The 17,593-nt window shown below is 42.3% G+C and carries 17 protein-coding genes; 8 read left to right on the top strand and 9 right to left on the bottom strand.

Features of this window, described 5'->3' with window-relative positions; all coding sequences use genetic code 11:
- Positions 1 to 9: 9 nt before the first annotated feature.
- Positions 10 to 417 carry an OsmC family protein gene (locus tag RM556_RS02580; RefSeq protein ID WP_311360417.1) on the bottom strand — a complete coding sequence of 136 codons (408 nt, stop codon included), beginning with the start codon at positions 415 to 417 and terminating at the stop codon, positions 10 to 12.
- Between the two features lie 19 nt (positions 418 to 436).
- Entirely contained in the window at positions 437 to 1,282 is an 846-nt protein-coding gene (locus RM556_RS02575; protein ID WP_311373758.1) for a S1-like domain-containing RNA-binding protein, read from the bottom strand.
- An 88-nt stretch (positions 1,283 to 1,370) separates the two neighbouring features.
- Here RM556_RS02575 and RM556_RS02570 point away from each other — a divergent pair, with 88 nt between their 5' ends.
- The 4 genes from RM556_RS02570 to RM556_RS02555 are packed head-to-tail and all read left to right on the top strand — an operon-like array spanning position 1,371 to position 4,813.
- On the top strand, positions 1,371 to 2,111 hold the full coding sequence (locus tag RM556_RS02570; RefSeq protein WP_311373757.1) for a 5-oxoprolinase subunit PxpA: 741 nt from the start codon (positions 1,371 to 1,373) through the stop codon (positions 2,109 to 2,111).
- The gene (locus tag RM556_RS02565) at positions 2,108 to 2,953 is read left to right on the top strand and encodes an allophanate hydrolase subunit 1 (RefSeq protein WP_311373756.1); all 846 of its coding nucleotides are present in this window, start codon (positions 2,108 to 2,110) and stop codon (positions 2,951 to 2,953) included. Before RM556_RS02570 ends, RM556_RS02565 begins: the two co-directional genes overlap by 4 nt.
- Complete coding sequence (locus tag RM556_RS02560; RefSeq protein WP_311373755.1) at positions 2,944 to 3,912, top strand: hypothetical protein; 969 nt, start codon at positions 2,944 to 2,946, stop codon at positions 3,910 to 3,912. The genes RM556_RS02565 and RM556_RS02560 overlap by 10 nt, the downstream gene beginning before the upstream one ends.
- A gap of 43 nt (positions 3,913 to 3,955) precedes the next feature.
- A complete protein-coding gene (locus RM556_RS02555; RefSeq protein WP_311360412.1) occupies positions 3,956 to 4,813 on the top strand; it encodes an aminotransferase class IV in 858 nt (285 codons plus the stop codon).
- Between the two features lie 72 nt (positions 4,814 to 4,885).
- Here RM556_RS02555 and fur read toward each other — a convergent pair whose 3' ends face one another.
- Complete coding sequence (fur, locus tag RM556_RS02550) at positions 4,886 to 5,317, bottom strand: ferric iron uptake transcriptional regulator (RefSeq protein ID WP_311360411.1); 432 nt, start codon at positions 5,315 to 5,317, stop codon at positions 4,886 to 4,888.
- Between the two features lie 218 nt (positions 5,318 to 5,535).
- Here fur and RM556_RS02545 point away from each other — a divergent pair, with 218 nt between their 5' ends.
- Positions 5,536 to 7,563, top strand: coding sequence for a HAMP domain-containing methyl-accepting chemotaxis protein (locus RM556_RS02545; protein WP_311360410.1), 2,028 nt, complete (start codon positions 5,536 to 5,538; stop codon positions 7,561 to 7,563).
- 126 nt (positions 7,564 to 7,689) lie between these two features.
- Here the strand turns inward: RM556_RS02545 and RM556_RS02540 are convergent, their stop codons facing one another.
- The 5 genes from RM556_RS02540 to RM556_RS02520 form a co-directional block, all read right to left on the bottom strand.
- On the bottom strand, positions 7,690 to 10,575 hold the full coding sequence (locus RM556_RS02540) for a M14 family metallopeptidase (protein ID WP_311373754.1): 2,886 nt from the start codon (positions 10,573 to 10,575) through the stop codon (positions 7,690 to 7,692).
- Positions 10,576 to 10,865: 290 nt separating this feature from the next.
- The gene (gene fldA / locus RM556_RS02535) at positions 10,866 to 11,390 is read right to left on the bottom strand and encodes a flavodoxin FldA (protein ID WP_311360408.1); all 525 of its coding nucleotides are present in this window, start codon (positions 11,388 to 11,390) and stop codon (positions 10,866 to 10,868) included.
- Positions 11,391 to 11,424: 34 nt separating this feature from the next.
- Positions 11,425 to 11,646 (bottom strand): DUF2788 domain-containing protein, encoded by a 222-nt coding sequence (locus RM556_RS02530; RefSeq protein ID WP_311360407.1) that lies wholly within the window; start codon positions 11,644 to 11,646, stop codon positions 11,425 to 11,427.
- A 90-nt stretch (positions 11,647 to 11,736) separates the two neighbouring features.
- A complete protein-coding gene (locus RM556_RS02525) occupies positions 11,737 to 12,537 on the bottom strand; it encodes an alpha/beta fold hydrolase (protein WP_311360406.1) in 801 nt (266 codons plus the stop codon).
- Between the two features lie 17 nt (positions 12,538 to 12,554).
- Entirely contained in the window at positions 12,555 to 14,204 is a 1,650-nt protein-coding gene (locus RM556_RS02520) for an electron transfer flavoprotein-ubiquinone oxidoreductase (RefSeq protein ID WP_311360405.1), read from the bottom strand.
- A gap of 244 nt (positions 14,205 to 14,448) precedes the next feature.
- On the opposite strand from RM556_RS02520, the gene RM556_RS02515 reads away from it, so the two are divergent.
- The gene (locus tag RM556_RS02515; protein ID WP_311360404.1) at positions 14,449 to 15,207 is read left to right on the top strand and encodes an electron transfer flavoprotein subunit beta/FixA family protein; all 759 of its coding nucleotides are present in this window, start codon (positions 14,449 to 14,451) and stop codon (positions 15,205 to 15,207) included.
- Positions 15,204 to 16,130 (top strand): FAD-binding protein, encoded by a 927-nt coding sequence (locus RM556_RS02510; protein WP_311360403.1) that lies wholly within the window; start codon positions 15,204 to 15,206, stop codon positions 16,128 to 16,130. The genes RM556_RS02515 and RM556_RS02510 overlap by 4 nt, the downstream gene beginning before the upstream one ends.
- A 58-nt stretch (positions 16,131 to 16,188) precedes the next feature.
- Here the strand turns inward: RM556_RS02510 and moaE are convergent, their stop codons facing one another.
- Positions 16,189 to 16,641 carry a molybdopterin synthase catalytic subunit MoaE gene (gene moaE / locus RM556_RS02505; RefSeq protein ID WP_311360402.1) on the bottom strand — a complete coding sequence of 151 codons (453 nt, stop codon included), beginning with the start codon at positions 16,639 to 16,641 and terminating at the stop codon, positions 16,189 to 16,191.
- Positions 16,642 to 16,798: 157 nt separating this feature from the next.
- Here moaE and RM556_RS02500 point away from each other — a divergent pair, with 157 nt between their 5' ends.
- Positions 16,799 to 17,476 carry a CPBP family intramembrane glutamic endopeptidase gene (locus RM556_RS02500; RefSeq protein WP_311373753.1) on the top strand — a complete coding sequence of 226 codons (678 nt, stop codon included), beginning with the start codon at positions 16,799 to 16,801 and terminating at the stop codon, positions 17,474 to 17,476.
- Positions 17,477 to 17,593 lie beyond the last annotated feature (117 nt).

Below are 17,593 nucleotides of genomic sequence, written 5' to 3'. Positions count from 1 at the left end.
ATCATACGCCTATGACGATTTTACTTCGAAGCTTGTCGTGATGTTGACATTGCCTGTGAGCATAAGCATTACTGAACAGTACTTTTCTGTACTCAATTGTACTGCTCTTGCAAGTTGTTTTTCGTTGATGTCATTTCCAACTACCACAAAATGCGCGTGAATTTCTGTGAATTTTCTGGGAGCGCTTTCGGCTCTTTCAGCGCTTAATTCACAATAGCAACCATGCATGTCCTGTCTTGACTTACGCATGATTTCAACAACATCAACAGACGAACAAGCGCCGACGCTGATCAGAACCGACTCCATAGGCGAAAGTCCATTCCCGTTGCCGTCTAAACTAAGGGTTCTGCCATTGTCCATTGCCCCGTTAAATTCGAGACCCTCTTCGGATGGCTGCCATGTCACAGTTGCTTTCATATCTTATCTTATCCTATCGTTATTTATTAAGCTTAATATGGGTTTTACTGATGGTAATCTTCTTTTGTTTGTACAAATTGCCAATCGCTCGTTTGTACGCGCCTTTACTCACATGGTAGTGAGCTTGAATTTCCTCTGATGGGCTTTTATCAGTGAGTGTGGATAGTCCACCATGAGCGTCGAGATCATCTAAAATTTGCTGTGCTAGATCTTTGCGTGCGTTGCTACCCAGTTTTTGTAAGGATAGATTGATTTTGCCATCTTCTCGAACCTCTTTCACGTAGGCTTTACAACGCTCGCCAATCTTCACTGTTCTGAATAGATCACTCTTAAACAATAAGCCTTGAAAGCGTTTATTGATCACTGCTTTGAAGCCCAGTGATGTTTCATCGAATATTAGCAGGTCAACTTCTTCACCTGGACTAAGTTCGTCTGTCGTTTCTTCCAAGAATCTATGGAGTTTTGTACAACCAATCATTTTATGATTGTCTTCATCATGTATGAGATAGACAACGGAAGACAAGCCCTCATCTAAGGGCTTATGTTGCAGTGACCTAGGTACTAACAGGTCTCTCTCTAACCCCCAATCAAAAAAAGCACCAAAATCGGTCACACCGGTACATGTGAGAACTGCAAAATCATTCACCTTGATAGCAATCGGCTTTTCGCTAGCATGCAGGCTACCATCCTGTGAGTAGTAAACATAAGCATCAACGCTTTGTTCTAATTCCTTTTTACCTTTTGCGTCGTCGATTGGTAAGAAAACTTTTTGTTCGCTAGGGGTATCTTCGCTGATTGCGAGCGTGTAACCAAAGGGGAGTATATCTATTACTAACAGACTGTTTATATTGCCGATTTCGAGCATTTACTTTTCTCTCATACATGACGTGAGCTGAACTTACGGGTAGTATAACAGCTAAGTGTTTTTAAACGTGATGTATCGCTAGGAATTCATGAAATTAAATGCAGATTTAGGTGAAAGTTTTGGTGCGTGGGTGATGCAACATGACGCTTCAATTATGCCATTGATAGATATGGCTAATATTGCTTGTGGTGGCCATGCTGGAGATGCGCTCAGCATGCAAAAGGCAATAACTTCGGCCCTCGCAAACAATGTGCAAATTGGCGCGCATCCATCATATCCAGATATGCAAGGGTTCGGCAGGCGCAGTATGCAAATGTCTGAAGTAGATTTAGTGGCCACAATTCAAGGTCAATTAGCGACTCTCGATGGCTTGGCTCGTTGTCAAAAAACACATATTAGTTATGTGAAACCTCATGGCGCTTTATACAATGACTTGATGACAGATAAGGCCTGCAGACAGAGTGTGTTTAAAGCCATCTCATCTTTCCATACTGTGTTGCCGGTAATGCTTCAGGCCAGTCCAAATAATGAAAAAATTAGAGACGAAGCAAAAGAATTCGGCCTAAGCGTGATATTCGAAGCCTTTGCTGATCGTCTTTATCAAAAAAACGGACTGTTGACCCCAAGAAGTAAAGCAGGAGCGGTATTGACTGAGGCAAAAGCTTTTGCACAGGCGCTTACCTTGATTGATTCAGGTCAGGTGCTTGCTGATGATGGCAGCACACTTTCGGTGCAGGCAGACACACTTTGTGTACACGGTGATAATCAAGATGCCCTTGAGTTAGTGACGAAAATCAGGTTGCACCTACTTTGCCAAGGTAAAAAATGACTGAAGGCTCGCCCACTTTATACCAGGTTAAGCAAAGCAAAGAAGAGAGTTTGTTGGAACTGCGCTTGCCCTTTGGCGAAACGGGTAAGCAAACCATTCACTTACGTATCTGCATTGCAAGTGATTGTGCTCTGATCGTATATGCCGATTTGGATGAATTATTGTTGGCGAACCACGTCATCAAACAGTTAAGTAGGGCGATATTACAGCGACGTCCATCCTATTTACTTGAGTACATTCCGTCTTATAAAAGTTTGTTTTTAGAGTTTGATCTGCTTGAAGCCGATCTTTATAAAGCGCGTGCATTTGTTAAAAGTTGTTTATCTGAGGCAAGTTTCATTCATGCTGTTTCCGATGATTTGAAAGCGCTACAGGGCGGGGCAATTGACGTAGCTTGCAACAAGGCACATCGCATACCGGTTTGTTATGAACTATTAGATTTGCCTAGTGACCTCGAAAAAGTGTCACAAGAAACGTCATTAACCTGCAAAGAAGTAATAGCGACACATTGTACGTCGCAACTGCAAGTCTTTGCCACGGGCTTCTTACCTGGTTTTGCTTATTTGGGGGAGATTGATGAGTCAATTCAAATTCCTCGCTTATCGCAGCCGAGGGCTCGTGTTCCATCTGGCGCTGTAGCGATCGCAGATAAACAGACAGCCATTTACCCTATTGAATCCCCTGGTGGCTGGCATATTCTTGGTTATACTCCTATTAGTCTCATATCTGAAAACCCTGAAAAAGCATCGCTGTTACAGGTAGGAGATCGCATTCAGTTTTATGAGATAAGTGCCAAGGAATATCTGAAAATGAGTTCTGAGCAGGCTTCAAAATGCGAGTGATCAATGCAGGGTTTAAATCAAAGCTAATTGATTTGGGCCGGAGAGGAATGCAACACATGGGCTATTGCCAGTCAGGTCCTGCAGACCAAAATAGCTATAAACTTGCGAATTTGTTATTGAGAAATGCCCCCGATGCTGTAGCGATAGAAATAATGTTTGGTGGTCTTGAGCTTAAAATAGAACAAGATATGTTACTCACTTTGACTGGGGCTGATTGCGATTTATATATTGATGACAAGCACTACACTATCAATCAAATTGTGTCTGTTCATGCTGGCCAATATGTTCGCGTCAGTGCGCCACGTGCTGGTCTATATTCATACCTAGCACTTAGCCATGAGGTCGTCTCTCCCTTACACCTAAACTCTGTTTGCGCGGTGGAACGAGAAAGGTTGGGGGGCAGTGAAAATAATGGTGTTGGCCTTAAAGCCATGCAGTGTATTGAACTCGCTAATCGTCACGTTGAACCAGAGCAGCTAAGTTATGTGTCAATATTAAACGAATCTCCTAATCAGAAGGCGCTGGATGGCATAATGACGCCGATATCAAGGTGTGTCGTTGTTCGATTTGTGCCAGGTTACCAATATTCAGAGTTTACACACACACAAGTCGCTCTTTTCAAAGGGCAGAAACATGAGGTCACTCATCACATTAGTAGCATGGGGGTGAAGCTCAAAGGCTTACCTATCGATATTGGCAAAGTAACAATGTACTCTGAAGGGATCAGTAAGGGTGCGATCCAAGTGACGCCAAACGGGCAAGCGATAATTATGCTTCACGAAAGACAGACGATTGGTGGTTATCCAAAAATCGGTAGTGTAATATCCGCCGATATACCCATCTTAGCTCAATGCCAAGCTGGCACCCATGTTCAGTTTGTTGAATGTGATGTTGATACAGCGCGTGAAATGCTATTACTACGTCATGATAAGTTTCAGCGTTGTTTTGGTTTGAGTTAAGTTTTGACTATAAGCAGTACCTTGTGATGACAGGAGAGTGGATATGCACAAAGTGTTTTTGAATGGCGATTTTGTCGATGCTGATAAGGCCAGCATTTCACCTATGGATCGAGGCTTTTTATTTGGCGACGGCATTTACGAAGTGATACCCACTTATTCTACTAAGCCGGTTGGCTTAGGTCTGCATCTTGCCCGCATGAATGAAGGCCTAAAGGCAGTTGGCATAGAATATCAGGCTGATGAGGCACAATGGCGTAAGGTTATTGGTGACTTGGTAAAACAAACCGACTCAGATTCACAAGCTGTGTATATCCATATTAGTCGTGGGGCTGACAAAAAGCGTTTTCATGCCTACCCAAAAGGTATTCAGCCGACTGTGTTTGCTTATGCTTTCGACATTGCACCGAGTCAAGACTTACAATCCAAGCATACTAAAACCTACCATGTGACATTGGCTGAAGACTTACGTTGGCAGCGTTGCCATATTAAGTCCACTTCTTTGTTAGGCAATGTGATGCATTTTCAGCAGGGACAAGAAGCAGGAAAGGATGAGGTGATTCTCTACAATCAGCAAAATGAGGTTACAGAGGCTGCCGCGTGTAATGTTTTTATCGTTAAAGATGGTCGAATTGCAACACCTCCCTTAGACAATCACTTGCTTCCCGGGATTACAAGGCGAATTGCCATTGACGCTATCCATAAATATACCTCATTGCCTGTTGATGAGAGAGTCGTCAGCCTTGATGAATTGAATGAAGCAGATGAAGTTTGGATAACGAGCTCTAGCAAAGAACTTGGGCCCGTACTCAGTATTGATGATAAAAAAGTGGGTAATGGAGAGCCAGGAAAAATATGGCGAGAAGCGCAAGAAGCCTACAACAAACACAAGTTCAACTGTTAGCATTACTGAGCTAAAAACTGGCTACGAACCTTGAATATAACCGCGGTGGCCAGTCTTTGCTCGTAGAGTAGTTTATTCTGAGTCTTCGTTCTCACAATTCACTTTTTTACACTCACCATAAAGATATAAGCTGTGATTCGTCAGCTTCATATTATTCTGTGCAGCAATTTCGTCTTGCCTTTTCTCTATAACATCATCTTCAAACTCGAAGACTTTGCCACAAGTTAGGCAAACTAAGTGGTCATGGTGTTCCTTGTGGCTGATTTCAAAAACCGACTTTCCACCTTCAAAGTGGTGGCGATTCAGTAAGCCAGCATCATCAAATTGGTTTAGGACTCTGTATACAGTTGCAAGGCCGATTTCTTCACCTTGATCGATCAATATTTTGTAAACATCTTCAGCGCTAATGTGCTGATTTTGCGGCTCTTGTAGTATTTCCAATATCTTCAAACGTGGAAGTGTTACTTTTAGTCCTGCTTTTTTTAATTCTTTATTTTGGTCCATGAGATACTTCGCCGTAAAAACTTGAAATATATTATAGGTGACTTGTAAAGATTTAACAGTATCTGCCGTAATATTTATAATATAATGTTTAAAAGAAATTAAATTGTTGATAAAAAATACGGATAGTTACTCAAGATATGGAAATTTAACTCAATCAGCGTTTAGAAATATGAGGTCGTATTGATTGATATGAAGAATTTACATTTCAGGAGTGATGCATGGCTAATATGATGCGACAACTCACCGTTGTTCGTAAAATGATCCTCGGCTTCAGCGGCCTAGCTGTGTTGTTACTTTTGACTAGCTTTATGTCGTACTTTGGTTTGCAAGATATTAAACAATCTGCGAACACGGTTGTTCAAGAAAAAATGCCAATGCAAAAAGCAATGAACACTGTACGCACTGAAATTCTCTCTCTTTCTAACTTGTCTTTGAAAGCCTTTTACGAAAAAGACGCGCAAGCGCTTGAGCAAATTAAAAACGATTTCGATAGCTTAGTGGATGAACTTAATACTGGCATTGAATCTTTGCGTAACTTTGTATCGGATGAAAATAAGTCGTTGCTTGAATCAAATGTGAAAGCGTCAACTGAATTTATTCGTCAAAGTGAATTGATGTTCGCCGATCTAGCCGCGATTATAGAGCTTAGAAAAGTCCTCGCAGTGGAAAGTGAAAATGCTTTAGCCATTGCAGACGAGGCGAGTGCGCTAATGCTCGATCTTAGCTATGTTGAGGGCGACGGTCGAGATTTTGAAGCCTTGGTTGGTATGGGTAACAACATCGACAATAAACTCACGCTAGTATTAAGCTTGATGCAAGAACTGTCGCGAGCTGAGAGGAAAGATACTATCACCCAAACAATTGACGATTTGGATTATAATATTGCCAATATTGAAGCGGATTCGACCTATCTGAATCGCTTAGCTGAAGGTGTCGAAAATGATGGCTTAGTCGACATGTTCAATGAGCAATACGCTCTGTTGAAAGAAGTACTTTCGTCTGACGATGGTGTTTACGCCATGCACAGAAAACGACTGGGCTTAAACCTAACAATACAGCAGTATCATGACCTTGCAAATGACGCTCTTCTGCTTACCAATGAATCTTTATTGGTGTTGTCTGAAAATATCAATGCATCAACATTACAAGGACAAGAAGATATCCTAAACACGGTGTTGAGTAATGAAATTAAGAATGTTGTCGTTTCCTTATTGGGGATTAGTGCTACGTTTATTCTTGCCCTTATTGCCACCAGAAGTATTGCAAAACCACTTAAGTCTGTGAACAAACGATTGAAGGTACTGAGTAGTGGTAATTTGACTCAGCGAATGAACGATGAAGGTTTTGATGAATTCGCAGAGTTGTCAAAAAACGTGAACCGATTAATCGATTCATTGCGCGCTCTTATTGGCAGTATTCATGAACAAGAAGAAGTGCTGACTGAGATCACAGATAAAAGTATTCAAATGGGAGATCGCAGCTTGCAGCAAGTGGCGGTTCAGCAGGAGCAAATTAGTCAAACTTCGATCAATACTTTGCAGGTAAAAGACACTAGTTTGAATAATCTCCAGCAAATTACGGCTGCAAATCAGCAAATGTCACAGGCGATATCGCAGACAGATGACGTCATGGGGCTTGTGCAAGAAAGCCGTAGACAGGTTGATGAGCAGGCAATACAAGCCGAACAATCTGCAAAAATTATTCATCGATTGGGTGAAAATAGTAACAAAATTGGCAGTATTTTAGATGTCATCAAAACCATTGCTGAACAAACCAACCTGTTAGCGCTTAACGCTGCAATAGAGGCGGCGAGAGCGGGTGAACAAGGGCGAGGTTTTGCGGTTGTTGCCGATGAGGTTAGAACCTTAGCAACACGGACGCATGCATCAACAGAAGAAATTGAGAAAATGATAGGCGCCTTGCAACAAGATGCCAGTGAGGCCGTTGAAGCGATAAACTTAGGTACTGAGCAAGTTAGTCGGGGCGTAGAGTTATCTGAGAAAGTGACGATTCAAGTAGGGGATATACGAGGAATTATTGAAAGCTTAGCTAGCGTTAACAATCAAATTGTTAATGATACTCAAAGCCAAGATGCTTTGTTAGATGATGTTGTCCGCAGCCTACAAAGTATTGTTGATTTGGCAAAAGATAGTGCGCAAAGTACTCAAGAGTCAAATAATGCGACTCATCAGTTAGGGGAACAAATGAACGCCTTGAAAAGCGCGGTTTCAAAATTCAGTTTATAAAGGTGTCATGAATAAACTCTTACTTTGTAAATAATATCTGGCTTAACAGAAACTGAAGACAGCAAATAAAAAAGCCTCCGCATAAGTACGTACTACTTGGCGGAGGCTTTTTGTTAGATGGGTTAATTACAACTCAATGTTGGCTCTCGTTCCCATGCCTGGCCCATATACGATAGCGTTGAGCAATAAGCGATTAGTGCCTAGCGTTGCCCCCCTGAATATAGGCTCACCAGAAAACATAATAATTTGCCCCGAACCGACACGTTCTCGTGTTAGGTATGCCGAATTCGCAATACGTTGCGCTGCCTCTGGCCAAAGTAAACCACTCATTCTCACGTGCAGCTCTTTGTCTTGCGGCAAACTGTACCATGCAATGGCTTTTGCTTTGTCATCGTCTTTGTCTTTCGATTTTTTTGTGGACTTTTTATCTTTGTACACGCCGACAGTGACAACAGCTTCAGCATTTTCTGGCACGACAAGCACAGGTTGACGACCATAAAGCAATGGCAGTTGCTCGTTCGTTCCAAAACTTAACCAATGTTCCTGATCAACGCTACCTGAAACCATGGCACCGGCTGGCATAAACAACTGTTGCCACTTATCACGTTTCTTCAGTTCATCTTCGCTTAGACGTTTTGGGGCGTCATCCCAAGGATAACTCACATCTTCACTCACAGTCGTGGCAAACAAGTCTTCCATATCGTCGACAGATTCTTCAGCTAATAATCTGCGCTGAAGAGCGATATCAAACTTCTCAGCGTCTTTGAATATGTCGCTCACCAGTTTTACCGTCGTGCCATCTTTCGATGCTAAGGCTTGCGTGGCACCCTCATGTGTAATGAGTGTTCCACCTTGTTGAACCCAAGTCTTCAGCGCTTTTGCCGTGCTATCTGAGACAGACCAAGCGCTTGGCATGACCAAAACGTTGTAACGACGCAAGTCAGTTCTGGAGATAGCTGCAGTGTCGAGGTGTGAGTGGCGAATACCCAAATGCGTATCGATGCTCCACCACGTTGCACCAACATCGTTACTGCTAGTACCAGCTTGACCAATAACGCCAATTTGAGGTTTGGTTAACAATTGGAAATGATCGCCTCCCCATTCAGGAAGATCACCCGTACCATAACCTGTCGTGATATTTTGTATCGACAACTTGGTCTCTTTGGCGGTGGTATTGATTAATTCTATCAGGTCACTTGTATTTGGGTTGTCAGTAATAGTGACAACAACCGAACCTCGAACTAAGGTTTCTTTGCCCAGTTGAGTTGCTTTGTCAATAACGCGCACTTGCACACCGCGCTCCATTAATCTTGCAGCAAATCCGACTGACGCATCATCATCGCCATTAACAGCCCATGCGATAGCATCTTTAGCCGAGAGTGTTTGATTTTTATCTTGCGCTTTCCATGGTTCTATATTGTTGGTGATATGGTCTGGTACCGTTAACGCTTCCAGTCCATACATCATCGTTAAATTCCAAGCGGAAGTGTCGTACATAATAGAGCGACCTTCACGCAGAATTTTTTGACGTTCATCCTCAACGGTTTCCGGTAAGATTTGAGCGTCAAACTCCATAATAGCCGCCAGTAGCCTAGCTTCAGGTTGACGATTAGGAATGACCAAACTTCCTTTGCTCACTGTTGTGTTGAAGGTCTGCCCTAGATGATTAGTTGCTTTCTTCACCGAAAAATCTTTATTCGCAACGAAGACTTCAATATCTTGTGCTAATAATTTTTCGACAAGCGTATTCATACGAGTGTGATTATTGTTAGCGCTGACGATGAAGGTTCTATTAGCATAGGGACTATCTTTTTCCACTAATGACTTTCTATCTTTCCAATAATCTTGATACATCTCTTTGCTATATTTATGCAAAGATTCAAGGTTTGCGATGGTACTCACAAATTGATGGTGCACTGACTCTTTGTAAGTTTGAATAGTTCCTTCAGGTCGTCTCACGCCATCTTCAGCCATACGAGATTGTTCGTATAGGATGTGCATGGAGCCACGGTATTCAGCGTAATTTGAGTAGCCTGGATACCAATTTTCAAACCATTCTCCAGTGTAGTAACGCCAGCCTTCTTTATCAAAGGCTTGTCCTTGGTCGATTGAAAATGTTTTTGCCCACTTCTGGACGCTAGGTGCGATATTAAAATTGAGAGGTTGACGAGGGGGGCCCATAAGGTAAGTGTCTTGAGGGCCCATTTCATGACCGTCTATCATTAACTGAGGACGCCATTTGTTGATAAGTGCTACTCGACCTTTCGTTTCGGGTTGGGTGAGATAGAAGAAGTCTCTGTTTAAATCAAAGAAGTAGTGATTAGTACGTCCATATGGCCAATCTCCTCTATGCAGTAGGGCTTGATCATCCACATTGGGTGCCGTTCCTCGATATTGCTCCAAAGACTTCGCAAAACGGTCTCGACCATCAGGATTCATTATTGGGTCAATGACGATAATCATATCGTCTAGCATCTTACGAATTTTTGGATCCTCTGAGGCAGCGTAGTGATAAATTGACGCCAGTGCTGCATCGGCTCCAGAGGTTTCATTCCCATGGATAGAGTAGGCCATCCAAGCAATTGCTGGGAGCTCATTAATCAATTCTTTAGCTTCGCTCTCACTCGTTCTTCTCGGGTCTGACAGAGCGTCTAGCTTTTCAAGTATGTCGTCCATATTTGCTAGATTACTTGGACTAGAGATAAACACAGCGTGCAAAGGTCTATCTTCATGGCTGCGAGCGTACTCGACAACTTTCATTCTGTCAGTTTGAGTGCGCCAAGTTTGAATGGACTTGTTAATCTGGTAGGGCGTTGCAACGCGTTGACCAACTGGGAAGCCGAGGATGCTATCAGGATGCGTTAATGCAGCATCATAGGTACCTTTTAGTATGTCAGCTTGGTAATCTAAATCAGGGTTATAGGTGGGTTTCATCAATAAGCCAGCTTGACTTGTTCCAATGGACAGAGCAAGTAAACCAGCACAAACAGCTATGCTAATGGGCTTTCGCATCTTTCTTCCTTTTGTCTTTTTATTCTAATATTTTTATTATCGAGCACTTTTTGGTGTAAAGAGCGTGAACGTTGAGACTTACTTATTGTTATAGAACCTTTCAATTAGAATTGTCCTACGCTCCTTAGTTTGCGACAAAGGTAGATAAAAACACAAGCGTTTGAGTCAAATTGGTTCACAAGACTTGTAACAAAACGCAACAAAACCATCTAGAAATAAAAAACGCGCCCAATTTTCACTGCGCGCGTCTTCTTAGTATTGCTTGCTTGTTACCAATACATGCTAACGAACTAGGCTAAATCAGCCAAACACATTTCTTCATTCAGCTGTTTGCACCAAGCCTTGACTCGTTGTTCTGTGAGTTCAGGTTGACGATCTTCGTCAATGCCTAGACCGACGAAGTGTTCGTCATCAGCCATACCTTTTGACGCTTCAAAATCATAGCTTTCAGTCGGCCATTGACCAATTAATATTGCGCCTTTGGGTTCAACGATGTCTCTGATCATGCCCATCGCATCAAGGAAGTATTCAGCATAATCTTCTTGATCACCACAGCCAAAGATAGCTACAAGCTTGTCTTCAAAATCAATTTCTTCAAGGTCAGGGAAGAAGTCATCCCAGTCACACTGGGCTTCTCCATAATACCAAGTCGGAATACCGAAGATCAGTAAATCGAACTCAGCAATTTCTTCCTTGCTGCTTTTAGCGATATCTTTGACGTCAATGAGCTGTTTGCCCAATTCTTTTTGGATCATTTTTGCGATGTGTTCTGTGTTACCAGTATCGCTGCCAAAAAATAAACCAACGCTAGCCATGCTTCACCTCTAAAACGTCTAATCTCGTGCGGAGCTAAGAAACACCGCTCGCACTGTAAAATAATTGAATAATGCCTTTAGCTACAAAACCTGCAGCACCCAAACCTAATACGCCATAAGCAACAACTTTGCCCACTAATGGAACATCGTTTTTTTTCAGAACATCATGTATTGCTAGACCCAACAACACAAACAACAACACTAGGCTTAAATTAAGCACCACCGATTCAATCACTTGGTAATTGTCAGCATTCATGTTCTATCTCCAGCGTAATCTTGGGCGCGGATATTAGCACATTTTATTGCAATTTTTGAAGCTACTTAGCTGAATAATCAACTATCAGTGTTACTTTTCCGTGCCAAGTAAAATACGGGTTAACAGCGTGTTAACAAGTTGTGGCTTTTCGGCATGTAGCCAATGTCCAGCGTCCACAATTTTCGCTTTTGCTTTTGGGAACTGTTGCATGATTGTCGCTTGATGTTGTTTGCCTATGTAGTCACTGTTTTTACCCTTGATAAATGTGACATCACCGTTGTACAACTCACCAGAAAAAGGCCAATCACTTAACAGAGGGTAATCCCTAATAATCAAGGGGAGGTTGAAGCGCCACTGCCAAGCCTTTTTGTCATCTTGATAAAGACTTTTCAGCAAGAATGCGATAGTCCCTGAATCGACAATATGGTCTGATAAGCATTGCATTGCTGCTTTTCTATCGGTAATAGTGCTTAAATTTACCGAACTCAAGCCTTTAATTACGTTGTGATGTCTCGCTTCATATTTGACAGGCGCTATGTCCATCACTACCAATTTCTTAATGATGTCAGACGCTAGGCTCGCTGCTCGCATAGCCACTTTTCCACCGAGTGAATGAGCAACGACGTAACATATATTTATATTTGATGCTTTTAAGGTGCTCAGTAGCATTTTTGCGTAGTGGTCAAAGCTAAATATATCCGTCCGCGGAGATTGACCGTGGTCAGGTAAATCTACACTGAGTACGTGGTGGGTCGTCTCAAAATGCCGACGTATCACAGCCAAGTTATCGCTATTACCAAACAAGCCATGGATTAGAACGATAGTTGGCTGTTGAGGTGATGACACCCGAAAGGTGTCACCAAATGATTGCGCGTGAAGCAATTCAGTCATGATAGTTGGTTTCTTATCTACATATTTGGATAGTTAGGACCGCCAGCACCCTCAGGAACCACCCAGGAGATGTTTTGATTGGGGTCTTTAATATCACAGGTTTTACAGTGCACACAGTTTTGTGAGTTGATTTGCAATTGCTTTTCACCAGCATCATTATCAATGACTTCGTATACACCGGCAGGGCAGTAGCGTTGCGCAGGTTCGTCATACTTCGGTAAATTCACTTGAATTGGTATGCTCGGATCCTTTAACACCAAATGACAAGGTTGATCCTCCTCATGGTTTGTATTGGATAAAAACACGGAAGATAGTTTATCGAAGCTCAGTACACCGTCAGGTTTAGGATACTGGATTGTGGGCGCGTCACTGGCCAATTTCATACCGACATGATCTGGCGTTGAATCGCCGATTGAAAATGGCAATTTACCGCCAAAGATATTTTGATCAAGCGTGTTGTACGCGCCACCAAAGAAATTACCAAATTTATGAATCGCAGCACCGAAATTGCGTGAACGATATAACTCGTCATATAACCAAGAGTTTTTAAATAATTCAGTGTACGAGCTTGGGTCAACAATAGGGGCATCGGCATTCGCCAACTCAGCAAACAGAGCTTCTGCTGCTAATATGCCTGACTTCATTGCGGTGTGGTTCCCCTTTATTTTCGAGAAATTCAAAGTGCCCGCATCGCAGCCGACCAATAATCCGCCAGGGAATGTCATCTTCGGTAAGGACTGAAAACCTCCTTTCGCTATTGCTCTCGCGCCATAAGTCACGCGCTTCCCATCTTTCAGGGTATTGGCAATAACCGGGTGATGTTTCAAACGTTGGAACTCGTCAAAAGGACTCAGGTGAGGGTTATCATAATTGAGGTCAACGATCAGTCCTACAAATACCTGGTTATTTTCTGCGTGATATAAATAACTGCCGCCTGTTGCATCACTCAATGGCCAACCTGCCGTGTGCACTACCAGTCCTTCTTGGTGTTGTTCGGCTGGAATATCCCAAATTTCTTTGAAACCGATTGCGTAATGCTGAGGTGATACGCCTTTATCCAGAGCAAACTGCTGAATAAGTTGCTTACCTAGGTGTCCACGACAACCCTCTGCGAAAACTGTGTATTTCGCACTTAGCAACATTCCAGGCATATAGCCGTCTTTTTGCTCGCCACTTTCGCTCAGACCCATGTCACCAGTAATGACGCCGCCAACACTACCATCTTCGTTGTAATGCACGCTGGCTGCCGTAAAACCTGGGAATACTTCGACACCTAGTTGCTCCGCTTGCTCTGCCATCCAGCGACACATATTGGCCATGCTCACAATATAATTACCTTCATTGTGCATGGTTTTTGGGGTCATAAAGTTTGGTAGCTTAGTCGAACCGGTTTCACTATTGAGTAAATATATATGGTCTTCGGTTACTTTAGTGCTTAATGGCGCACCAAGTTCTGCCCAATTTGGAAACAATTCATCTAAAGCTCTAGTCTCGAAAACGGCACCTGATAAAATATGTGCACCTACTTCTGAGCCTTTTTCCAGTAGACAGACGTTTAATTCTTGACCTTTTTCGTTCGCTAATTGTTTCAGTTTGCATGCCGTTGAGAGCCCTGATGGCCCCGCACCAACTACAATTACATCAAATTCCATTACTTCTCTTTCCACTTGTGCCTCCGAAACAACTCTTACCAGTTATAGTGAAATATTAATTAAACGAATATTACAGCTTGTCAAAACATTGTAAAATCTAATTACAGTATGACTGAGAATATTTGTGAATTCAGGTTGACGTTTACGTAAAGTATCAGTAAATTTTGCGTCAACATATTAGTATGGCTGCTATGATTACGTGAATATGTAATGAAAGCGAATAGTATTTTTTTATTTATAGCCCTAAATAGAGGTGATTATGAAAATTTTGGTACCGGTAAAGCGGGCGATAGATTACAACGTGAAAGTACGCGTTAAACCAGATAACTCTGGTGTTGATTTGAACAATGTAAAAATGGCAATCAATCCTTTTTGTGAAATTGCTGTTGAAGAAGCCATTCGTTTGAAAGAGAAGGGCGTCGCGACAGAAGTGGTCGTCTTGTCAATTGGCGATAAAACTTGCCAAGAGCAAATACGAACTGGTTTGGCCTTGGGCGCAGACCGCGGTATTCACATTGAAACTGATGCGGGTGCCGTTGTTGATTCTTTGCAGGTTGCAAAGCTTCTTCAAAAAGTCGTTGAAGCGGAATCACCGGACATTGTTATTCTGGGTAAACAGTCAATCGATTCAGACAACAATCAAACCGGACAAATGTTAGCAGCACTTACCGGCATGCCACAGGGAACATTTGCTTCAGAAGTTGTTGTTGAGGATGGTTCAGTCAATGTCACACGCGAGATCGACGGCGGCCTACAAACAGTCAAGCTTAGCTTACCTGCTGTCGTAACAACTGACCTACGCTTAAACGAACCACGTTACGCTTCATTGCCAAACATCATGAAAGCGAAACGTAAACCTATCGACGTAAAACCAGTTGCTGATTTTGGTGTTGATATGAATTCACACGTGAGCGTGCTAAAAGTAGAAGCACCGGCGCAACGCAGTGGTGGTGTGAAAGTCGCAGACGTTGCAGAATTAGTGGGTAAATTGAAAAACGAAGCGAAGGTGATCTCATGAGTGTATTAGTATATGCAGAGCACGATAATGACTCTTTAAAAACAGAAACAAATAAATTGGTCACTGCTGCACTGGGTGCTTCAGATGATGTAGTTGTTTTAGTTGCAGGCTCGGGTTGCGCAGCAATTGGTGAAGCGGCCGCTAAAATTAACGGCGTATCCAAAGTTCTGGTTGCTGACAATGAAGCGTATGAACATCAGTTGCCAGAAAATATTGCTGACTTAGTTGTTGAACTTGCAGCTGATTATTCACACGTTTTTGCAGCAGCAACCACGACCGGTAAGAACTTTATGCCACGCGTTGCCGCGCTATTAGACGTTGCTCAAATCTCTGACATCATCAAAGTTGAGTCAGCAGATACCTTTGTTCGTCCGATATATGCAGGTAATGCGATAGCGACAGTTCAAAGCTCTGATACAAAGAAAGTGGTAACCGTTCGTGCTGCTTCTTTTGATGCCGCTGGTAACGATGGAAGTGCCAGTACAGAAGCACTTTCAACGGTTAAGACATCAGATAAATCAAGCTTCGTTTCGGCTGAATTAACTGAATCAGAACGCCCTGAATTAACCGCTGCCGATGTCATTATCTCGGGTGGACGTGGTATGCAAAATGGCGAAAACTTTGCTTTGTTGAACGGGATTGCCGACAAACTAGGCGCAGCAATTGGTGCGTCTCGTGCTGCAGTAGATGCCGGCTTCGTTCCAAACGATATGCAAGTAGGTCAAACTGGTAAAATTGTTGCTCCACAATTGTATATTGCTGTGGGCATATCAGGGGCAATTCAGCATTTAGCGGGCATGAAAGACAGTAAAGTGATTGTTGCCATCAACAAAGACGAAGAGGCACCGATATTCTCAGTTGCTGATTACGGTCTAGTCGGTGACCTATTTGACGTGCTGCCTGAGCTAGAAGCAGCTTTATAAAAGAAACACACGTTTCGATAGTAAAAATGAAAGGCTAAACAATAATGTTTAGCCTTTTTTATTGCCAGCGCAACGCAGCTTGTTTATCACTTTGTTTTGCTTCCACCCAATAATCACCCTCAGCAGTACTTTCTTTCTTCCAAAACGGGGCCTTTGTTTTCAAAATATCCATCATGAACATACTTGCTTCGTAGGCAGATTTGCGGTGTGTACTGCTCACACCTAAAAATACAATTTGTTCATCTGGCCTGAGTGTGCCAACTCTATGAATAATTGTGATTGAACCAAGTTGCCAACGCTCACGTGCCTGTGCAGCGATTTCTATTAGCGCCTTTTCAGTCATACCCGGGTAGTGTTCCAATGACATACTTTCAAGATTGCCATGTTGGCTTAACTCACGCACTAAACCTGTAAAAGTAACGATCGCGCCATCAGAGTTCGCTGCCATGCGCAGGTGTGCATATTCGTTCCCAATATCAAAGTCTTCTAGTTGAACTAGGATTCTATCCATTACTTATTTTACCATTGTATTCATTGGACCTTTTATCATCAGCACTATCTTAGCAGTTTATGGCGCTTGCGAAAGAGGATTATCTTGTCTTAAATAAGCGTAGTATGATGCATAAAACAACTGCACGTTGTTTAAAAATGAGAGCGAGAACCCAAGGTTGAAGCGTTTATTACGAGACACACCACCTAGCTATATTTTGATAGGCGAATTATTGGTCATCTTCATGCTCATTCCTATCATCATCGCTTTTAATCCTCTGCATTACCTAAGCGTAGTGTTGGTGTTATTAGCCTTACTATATGTTATGTGGCTTACTCGTTTCAGTTTCAGACTGGAGTCAAAGGGTACGAAAGCTGAAGGTCTCATACGAAAACATATCATTAGAATATGCCTAAAGTTTATTACGTTTGCACTGTGTTTACTGGTCATCATGGCGCTATTGATGCCTGGTAAATTATTTTTGGTTATTGGGCAATCACTTGTTTTCTGGTTTGCAATTACCTGCGTCTACGTTTTTCTATCAGTTTTACCTCAAGAATGGCTATATCGTGTTTTCTTTTTGTGGCGATATGGGGTTTTATTCAACTCACTCTTAAGTAAGGTGAACCAAACAGTCTTCATTCTCTTCAACGCCACACTTTTTTGTCTGGCACATATTATGTTCTTTAATCTGTGGGTATTAGTGCTCACCTTCTTTGGTGGCCTTTTATTTGCCTATACTTACGTTAAAACCAAAAGTTATCGCCTAATAGTCCTTGAGCACAGTTTATATGGATTATGGTTATTTACCGTTGGTTTAGGCGAAATACTAGCTTTTCCTGTGCACTCGCCGTAGTGCTTAAGGTTGTAAACTATTAATATTCGACACATTTATTAACAATTGTTAACTATTGTAAATAGGCCTTTACGGCACTCGTTCAGTATAATCACTATCAGTATTTAAATCTGTAAC

Origin of the sequence: Alteromonas sp. W364 (assembly GCF_031846205.1) — a bacterium.
GTDB lineage: Bacteria > Pseudomonadota > Gammaproteobacteria > Enterobacterales > Alteromonadaceae > Glaciecola > Glaciecola blandensis.
Note: the sequence above shows the minus strand (reverse complement) of the source record. Positions and strands in the feature narration are given on the sequence as shown.